This is a genomic window from Barnesiella sp. (genome assembly GCF_022723415.1).
In the GTDB taxonomy this organism is placed as follows: Bacteria; Bacteroidota; Bacteroidia; order Bacteroidales; family Barnesiellaceae; genus Barnesiella; species Barnesiella intestinihominis.
In genome coordinates, this window is record NZ_JAIJHU010000092.1 from 1 (window position 1) to 6,462 (window position 6,462).

General features: G+C 38.2%; 4 protein-coding genes. 2 read left to right on the forward strand and 2 right to left on the reverse strand.

All coding sequences use genetic code 11. The features are described from left to right. Both QVD32_RS12375 and QVD32_RS12380 read right to left on the reverse strand, forming a co-directional pair. Positions 1 to 1,297, reverse strand: a 1,297-nt coding sequence (locus QVD32_RS12375) for a RagB/SusD family nutrient uptake outer membrane protein (RefSeq protein ID WP_287710289.1), incomplete at its 3' end; no start/stop codon positions are given. 13 nt (positions 1,298 to 1,310) lie between these two features. Further along, positions 1,311 to 4,709 (reverse strand): TonB-dependent receptor, encoded by a 3,399-nt coding sequence (locus tag QVD32_RS12380; RefSeq protein ID WP_502795839.1) that lies wholly within the window; start codon positions 4,707 to 4,709, stop codon positions 1,311 to 1,313. A gap of 276 nt (positions 4,710 to 4,985) precedes the next feature. Here QVD32_RS12380 and QVD32_RS12385 point away from each other — a divergent pair, with 276 nt between their 5' ends. Both QVD32_RS12385 and QVD32_RS12390 read left to right on the forward strand, forming a co-directional pair. Further along, positions 4,986 to 5,996, forward strand: coding sequence for a glycerophosphodiester phosphodiesterase family protein (locus QVD32_RS12385; protein ID WP_287710290.1), 1,011 nt, complete (start codon positions 4,986 to 4,988; stop codon positions 5,994 to 5,996). After that, a partial coding sequence (locus QVD32_RS12390) for a hypothetical protein (RefSeq protein WP_287710291.1) occupies positions 5,993 to 6,462 on the forward strand: 470 nt, incomplete at its 3' end. The genes QVD32_RS12385 and QVD32_RS12390, both read left to right, overlap by 4 nt.

The following is a 6,462-nucleotide window of genomic DNA, read 5'->3' on the forward strand; positions in this document are numbered from 1 at the left end:
TTTCAATACCATTTTCTGCCATTACACTCTTTGCAAATCCCATTCTTACCAAGTCGAACCAACGCTGACCTTCATAAGGGAACTCTCTCTGTCGCTCAACCAAGATGCCTTTGCGGAACTTCTCTTTTGAAGACAGCTGTCTTGCTGTCAAATTAGAGATGCCTGCTCTTTCTCTTACGGCATTAAGACATTTGAGAGCAAGAGAACCCTCAGATGCATCATACTCGATTTCGTTAAGAGCCTCAGCATACATCAAAAGAACATCTGCATAACGAAGGAGAATCTGATCATTACCTACAGTATTGAAGGTTGTACTCTTTGTATCATAGAATTTTCTCATCAAATACACATTCTTCGCAGCCTGTACATAAGTAATGAGATCTTTGCGAGCATCATTTGTAGGATAAGTATTGAGAAGAGAACTTGTCTGGTTGGTATCATCAGTTGAATTGGTAAGATTGTACCAATAGCTGTGACCCTCTCCCTCTATTTCCTTATTGAAATGTACAGCAAAGATAATCTCTTTATTGTTCTTGTTATCCACATTGAAGACCTGGGCGATAGGGCTAACCAACTGATATTTTCCAATCAGCTGAGAAAGAATATCTCTTGCTTCTTCCCACTTATGGAAAGTAAGATAAACCTTACCGAGCAAAGCCTTAGCTGCTCCAGATGTTGCTCTACCCATATCTGCTGATGAGTAAGATTCAGGAAGATAGTTGTTATCAATAATCTCCTTCAAATCACCAGCAATCAAGTCGAACATCTGCTCATCAGAATATCTTGCCACTTTCAAAGCCTCTGCTGCACTTACAACATGCTTTGTAGCAGGAACACCACCCCAAATACGATACATATTAAAATAGTTCAAAGCTCTGATAAACATCGCTTCACCCTTATACTGTTTCTTCAAGCCTTCTGCAAAGTTTGCACCGTCAATCTGGTCGAGCAGAAGATTACAACGATAAACGTTGTTATTGAAGTTTGCCCAATAAGAGCTGAGAATTCCATTGGATGGTTTCTCTGCAAAATGGTTTATATCGTAACGGTCTTGAGTACCTGCTGTAGGTGCACTCAATGAAAGATTATCACTACGATACTCGCAGCATTCTGTATAGAAATTCACCTGTGACTGCAATTTGGAATAGCAACCTATTACTGCAACATTGTAATCGCTTGCAGTCTTATATACTTTGTCAATGATTACGCTACTTGATGGCTCTAAGTCGAAAAAGCTATCTCCACAAGAAGTCATAAGCAGAGCGGCCATTGATGCTAATAATATTATCTTTTTCATGACGTAAAATTCTTTATAATGTGAGATTCAAACCAAACATATATGTTCTTGCCAAAGGATAAGTACCATAGTCCTCACCTGGAGTCAGGTTTTTAGATGGACGGGCATTTACTTCTGGGTTATAACCGCTATAGTCAGTAATAGTGAAGAGGTTCTGTCCTGAAACATAAACTCTCAACTTCTCTACCTTAAACTTCTGAGTAAGTGCACGAGGCAAAGTATAACCTAATGAAAGGTTCTGAAGACGAAGGTATGAACCACTCTCCAAATGCCAGGTTGAAGTACGGCTGTTGTAACCTGTCTGCTTACGGTTTGCCTTATTTACAGAACCGCTACCAGGATTTTCAGGACTTCTCCAACGATCAAGCGCAATCTTTGTACCATTGGTATTTCCCTCCATGTTGTCAAGGTAACGCTTATTCAAGTTCAGAATCTTGTTGCCATAAACACCCTGGAAGTTGAAGTCCATATCGAAACCTGCATACCAGAGTTTACCGCCGAAACCATAAGTGAACTTAGGCATATAGTTGCCGCAGATTGTACGGTCTTTATCCAAATCTAACTTTCCGTCTCCATCAACATCGACAAAGCGGAAGTCACCTACTTCAGTATTATCAAAGTGAGGATATTTCTTCAAATCTTCTGCTGTCGCAAAAATACCATCCTGCACCAAGAGATAATAGTTACCAATAGGCTTGCCGACCTCTGTTTTATAGAAAGCATGACCTACACTTCCAGTAGAAATAATAGGAGCATTACCTGGACCTAACTCTTTTACCTCATTGGTATTCTTGGCATAGTTGGCATTGAAAGAATAGCCGAAACCATTAGCAAATGTATGCTGAGAAGTCAAAGCCAATTCCCATCCGCGGTTGTTTACCTTACCAATGTTCTGAAGAGAAGTACTGTAACCTGTCAAGAGAGGTACTGGTACATAGAGCAACATATTAGATGTGTTGGTGTTATAGTAATCTACAGAGAAACCGATGTAGCCATCGAACATCTGAAGATCAATACCTGCATTAATCATCTGGTTTTTCTCCCAACTCAAATCATCACGCTTGATATTATCTGGCTTATAACCATACTGCAATAAACCACCATTAGCACCTAAGATATAGTTATCAGTTGACATTGTTGCCAAATGGTCGTAGTTACCAATCTCGAAGTTACCAGTAACACCATAGCTGGCACGAATCTTCATGTCATTAATGAAAGACAATTCCTTCACATTCTTGAAGAACTGCTCATCGCTGATACGCCAAGCAACAGAAGCAGATGGGAAATAACCCCAACGGTTGTTCTTACCGAAACGTGATGAACCATCGGTACGAATCGCAGCAGAAAGCATGTAGCGTCCCTCGTAGTTGTACTGAACACGAGCCAAGTAAGAAGCGATAGACCATTGTGTCTTATCAGAACCACCCTTAGTCACAGTACCACCATTTACAGTCTGGATATAATCGTTAGGATAATCTGTAGCTGTCACGTTGTCGGTTTTCTTGGTTTCCTTCTGTGCAGATTGTACAAGAATAGCAGTAATGTTATGCTTCTTGTTGATAGTAGTAGTATAAGTCAATTGATTTTCTACCAACCAGTTGAAGAAGAAAGAAGAAGAACTGTAACCTACTGGGTTTGAAGGAGAATCATAATAATCTTTTCCCTTCAAAGGCAAAGAAGACTGACGATATTTATCATTATGAGCACCATAATAATCACCACCCAAAGACAACTTATAAGAAAGTCCCTTCATCAATTCCAATTCTGCATATACCTTACCAGTAATAGACATACGATCAGTAACATTTGACTGTAAGCGAGCCATAGCAACAGGATTCAACACCTCATTGTGCTCATAGTCTGTACCAATACGCAAGTAACCATTACCCTGATAATTATAAGAACCGTCTGCGTTGTAAACAGGGAAAATAGGAGGCATCATTAAAGCAGACTGAACAATACCACCAGCTCCAGATGCATCTACAGTATTTGAAACAGAATAAGAAGGTGCGAAGTTTACACCAAATTTCAAGCGCTTATGCTGACCTGAAAGATTCAAACGACCACCATATTTTTCAAAATCAGAACCAATGATTGTACCTTCCTTTTTCATATAGTTACCTGATACGAAATAATTGATACTGTTTGACTTTCCTGATAAAGAAACATTGTGTCCAGTAGTCATTGCTGTACGGAAGATAGCATCCTGCCAATCTGTATCTGTCAAGCCTTTAACACCCTGTAAATATGGGAAGAAATCAGCTGCAATCTGCATGTTTCCTTTAGGGCGTACACTATTAGGATCACTTGCTGATCCACCAGGGACTTTAGAAAGGTATGCATTGTCACGTGCGTCCTTTACGAATTCTGCATATTCGTAAGCGTTCATCATATCCAATTTCTTAGATACGTTCTGTACACCTACATATCCATCATAAGAAATTGAGAGTTTATCAGAAGTACCCTTCTTGGTAGTTACGAGAACAACACCATTAGAACCACGGCTACCATAGATAGCTGCTGCAGAAGCATCTTTCAAAACTTCTACAGACTCAATATCATTCGTATTCAAGTTGGCAAAGCCACGCTCCATTGGTACACCATCTACAACATAGAGAGGGTCACTACCTGCATTTACGGTGCTTACACCACGTACACGAATACTTACGCTACCCTCAGGGTCACCACTTGGTACAGTTACCTGGACACCAGGCATCTTACCAGCCAGAGCCTGACGGAAGTCTGTAGATGGGTTATTGGCAAGAGCCTCTGCCTTTACAGAAGACACAGCAGTAGATACGTCGCGCTTTTTTTGCACACCGTAACCTACAACCACAACTTCGTCGAGTACCTTGTTATCATCAGCCAAATTGACGTTAATAACTTCTCGACCGTTTACTTTAATTTCCTGATCTTTGCAACCAATGTATGATACAGCCAACAAACCATCAGAGGCAATCTCAATCGTATAATTACCATCTATATCGGTAATTACTCCATTATTAGCAGAGCCTTTTTCCATGACTGTTGCTCCGATAACTGGCTCACCAGTTTCATCTTTTACAACACCCTTTACCTTGATTTTCTTACCATGGCTTTGAGCTTTTCCTTTGTGCTGAGACTTAATGACGATGTAGTTGCCTTCCAATTCATAAGTACAATTTGTACCCTTGAGCAATTGGTTCAACATACCAAATACATCATCACTCTTTTTGGTTAACGTGACTGTGCGGTTAGCATCCAACTGAGAAGAATTGTACGCAACCTTGTACTTGGAAGACTGCTCAATCTTCTCAAAAGCAGACTTGAGCGTTACCTTGTTTGAACCGAAGCTGACGGTCTGAGCAAAAACTGCCATTTGTCCAGCCAACAGCAAACAAAAGCATGACGCTGAAATTCGTTTTAAGTTCATATAATATTTATTTAATTAATAATTTGTCCTAAGACGATTACGCATTGAAGACAATTATATTTTTCGTTGCACCCAATTACAATCCTGTTAAAATGAAATTTTTATTTCACTTTTTTTGTGTGTTCGCAAACAACATAAAATTCAACTAATAATAAATGCACAATATCAACATTTTGAGCTATTATTTAGATTTTTTATCACAATTTTAGAATACACTGCTTAGTTTTTTTGTAATTTTGAAATAATAAAATAACATTTTAGAAAGGAGGAAACCTTATGAACCAACTAAAAAAGATTATTTCTGTACTAATGCTTATATTAGTACCAAGTTTCTGCTATGCTCAAAAAGAACATGTAGAAGAAGTTGTAGATATTATCAAACACAGACTACAACATTCCAACTATACTCTCGTTTCCGCCCATAGAGGATATTGGGCTGATTTTCCAGAAAATTCCACCAAAGCTTATGATATGGCTATAGCTATAGGAGCAGACATAGTGGAAATGGATGTACGTGTCACAAAAGATAATATCATGGTTGTATTCCATGATGCTTGTTTAGACAGAATGACAACAGGAAACGGACGACTAAGGGAAGAAAATTGGAGTTATGTAAATACTCTTTTTTTAAAATATGAAGATGGAACAACATCTCCATATAAAGTATTAACTTTAACCGATGCGCTTGATTATTTAAAAGACAAAGCTGTAGCTGCAATTGACATAAAGGAAGTTGGAAAATTGTTTGATACAACAATGATTCGAGTTCTTAAGCTACTTAAGCAAAAAGGTATGCTTTGGCAATGTATTATAAAGGGGAAGATGCGCTTAGCTGATTTAAACAATAAAATCTTAACCAAAGCAGGAGTGACTTTAGATGATTTCATCTATACTCCTATCGCATTTTCCACAACACCTAACCTATCTTCATATATAAACGAATTCCTAAACACTCATAAAATTTATGCCATGGAACTCGTTTATAAACAAACAAATGATCCTATAATAAATTATCTTGTACAAGTAAAAAACTCTGGAGTTTGGTTAGGGCAATATTCTTTTTGGCCAGAAACAGGAGATGGTGTAATTGCAGAAAAAACACCTCTAACTGACACCGACCCTATCATACGTGCATACGATTTCCAAGATAAAGACCCAAATAATTTTTTGGATGATGGTCGTGGAGATTGGGATTGGTTGTTCCTTCATGGTGCAGATTACGTAATAACAGACCGAAGCGAGTTATTAATTGACTATTTAACTAAATGTGGGAGGAGAACAAAATGAAACGTTTTTTATATCTTATAACTATATTACTTGCAGGAACCCAACTGACTTTATCTCAAGTTCCAACTCCTATTAGACATTATGCTTTGAACGACGGAAGCGCAAAAGAAAATATCAATAGAAAAGATGGAACTATACATGGGTTAGCCTTTGGATGTCAAGACAGATTTGGTATTGTAAACGGAGCTACTTGTTTAGCTTCCAATACTTATATTTCAACTCCAAACTTCTTTGAAGGATCGACTTATCAAAATGGATTTACTATTTCATTTTGGACGAAAATCGAGCAAAACTATCCTAAGAAAAAAGGAGCAATACCATGGGAGTCTACAGATGCAGAATACAGATGCTTCTATGCCAAAAATAATGTTGGTAAATATATGTTAGGCTTTTATCATAAAGGAGACCGAGCAGTTATAGACCGATATGTATTAAACAAGGAAGCAGATATTGAGAATTATGGACT

Bases quoted from the DNA above. Each gene is read 5' to 3' on its own strand.
- QVD32_RS12380 (WP_502795839.1), bottom strand. From the start codon at position 4,709: ATGAACTTAAAACGAATTTCAGCGTCATGCTTTTGTTTGCTGTTGGCT.
- QVD32_RS12385 (WP_287710290.1), top strand. From the start codon at position 4,986: ATGAACCAACTAAAAAAGATTATTTCTGTACTAATGCTTATATTAGTA.